Origin of the sequence: Nostocoides sp., from assembly GCF_035343835.1 — a bacterium.
Taxonomy (GTDB): domain Bacteria; phylum Actinomycetota; class Actinomycetes; order Actinomycetales; family Dermatophilaceae; genus Nostocoides_A; species Nostocoides_A vanveenii.
Window position 1 is genome coordinate 1 of record NZ_DAOQZV010000395.1, and the last position, 1,666, is coordinate 1,666.

General features: G+C 71.1%; 2 protein-coding genes. Both read right to left on the reverse strand.

The features are described from left to right. Positions 1 to 66 precede the first annotated feature (66 nt). Positions 67 to 1,089 (reverse strand): alcohol dehydrogenase catalytic domain-containing protein, encoded by a 1,023-nt coding sequence (locus tag PKH97_RS16480; RefSeq protein ID WP_324388691.1) that lies wholly within the window; start codon positions 1,087 to 1,089, stop codon positions 67 to 69. Positions 1,090 to 1,111: 22 nt separating this feature from the next. Next, positions 1,112 to 1,666: PfkB family carbohydrate kinase (locus PKH97_RS16485; RefSeq protein WP_324388692.1), on the reverse strand; the 555-nt coding region annotated here is incomplete at its 5' end.

Sequence of the window (1,666 nt, forward strand, 5' to 3'; positions counted from 1 at the left end):
GCAAGGTGTCGAGAATGATCTGATGGCGGGAGGCCGCGAGCTGGGGATCGCCCCCGATCTGCCGGCTCATGGGCGGATGAGGACCTTGATCTCGCCGCCGGCGGCCGAGGCATCGAAGGCTTCGCGCGCCTGGGTCAGGGGGTACTCCGCCGTGACGAAGTCGGCCGCCTTGACGGCGCCGGCCTGTAGCATCTCGATCGACTTGGCGTAGTCCTCGGGGACATAGGTGGCGCACCCCTGGATGCGAACCTGGTTGTCCTGCACCACGATCGTCGGGATCGTCACATCGGCCGCGGGGACGCCGACGATGGCCACGGTGCCGCCCTTGGTGGCCAACGTGATCGCGGCGCTGATGGTCGGCTGGATGGCGACGCAGTCGAAGACGACGTCGGCGCTCTCGCCGAGCGCCGCCCGCACCTGGTCGACGACATCGGGCGCGGTGGCGTCGACGGCCGCGTCCGCGCCGAGGCGCAGAGCGATCTCGCGCTTGGCGGGCAGCGGGTCGGTCATGACGACGCGGCGGGCGCCGTCATACCGGGCGACCGCGAGCATCAGCAGGCCGATGGTGCCGGAGCCCATGATGACGACGGCCTTGTCCGCGAGCGGACCGGCGATGCGGCCGGCGTGGACCGGCGTCGACAGCGGCTCGATCAGGGATGCGGTCGCGTCGTCCAGGTCGTCGGGGATGATGTGGAGCCGATCGGCCCGCACGACGAATTCGTCGGCCATACCGCCCTGCTCGAAGCCACAGCCGAAGAACTGGAGGTTCTCGCAGAGGTTCTCCTGCCCCTGGCGGCACTGCTTGCACGCCCAGCACGGGAGGGTCGGCTCGACGGTCACGCGCTTGCCGACGGCGACATTGCTGACTCCCTCGCCCACCTCGGTGACGACGCCGGTGACCTCGTGACCGGGGAAGTAGGGCATCGGGATCAGCGGGTGGCGGCCGTGCAGGGCGTGGGTGTCGGATCCACAGACGCCGACGGTGACGCTGCGGGCGCGGACCTGCCCGGCGCCGACCTCGGCGGGCGCCTCGGTGCGCAGTTCGAGGGCGCCAGGGGCGGTGACGATGATGCGGCGGATGTCGGTCATTTCGATGTGCTCCTTCAGGACGTCAGGACGGGAGGGTGGTGACAGTGATCCGGTCGCCACCGCGGGTGCCGGGGCGCGGGTCGACGGTGGTCGGGCAAAGGCAGGCGGACCGCCCCCACGCAAGGGCGCGGGCCATCCGGTCGCTGTGCGTGCCGGGGGCGGCGAGCCAGCCGGCGAGGAAAGCATCCCCGGCGCCGGCGGTGTTGACCGGGACGAGTTCCGGGCCGCTGCCGTGCAAGACGGTCGCGCCGTCGGTGTGCACGGCGCCGGCGCGGCCCATGCTGACCAAGAGTTCGACACCGTGTTGCGCCGCGAGCCGCCGCGCGGCATCGGCAGTGGCGGCGACGGTATCGGTGGCGAGGTCGGCGCCGATCAGCTCGGCCAGTTCGATCTCGTTGGGGGCCAACAGATTTGCGCGGTGCTGCAGGGCAGCCGTGAGCGCGGCGCCTGACACGTCGACTGCCGTCATGACCGTATGCCGTGCCGCCAGGTCGACGAATTCGCCCACCACTTCGGGGTCCATCGCGGGCGGGAGGGAGCCGGCGATGACCAACCAGGATTGCTCGCTGAGGTCGCG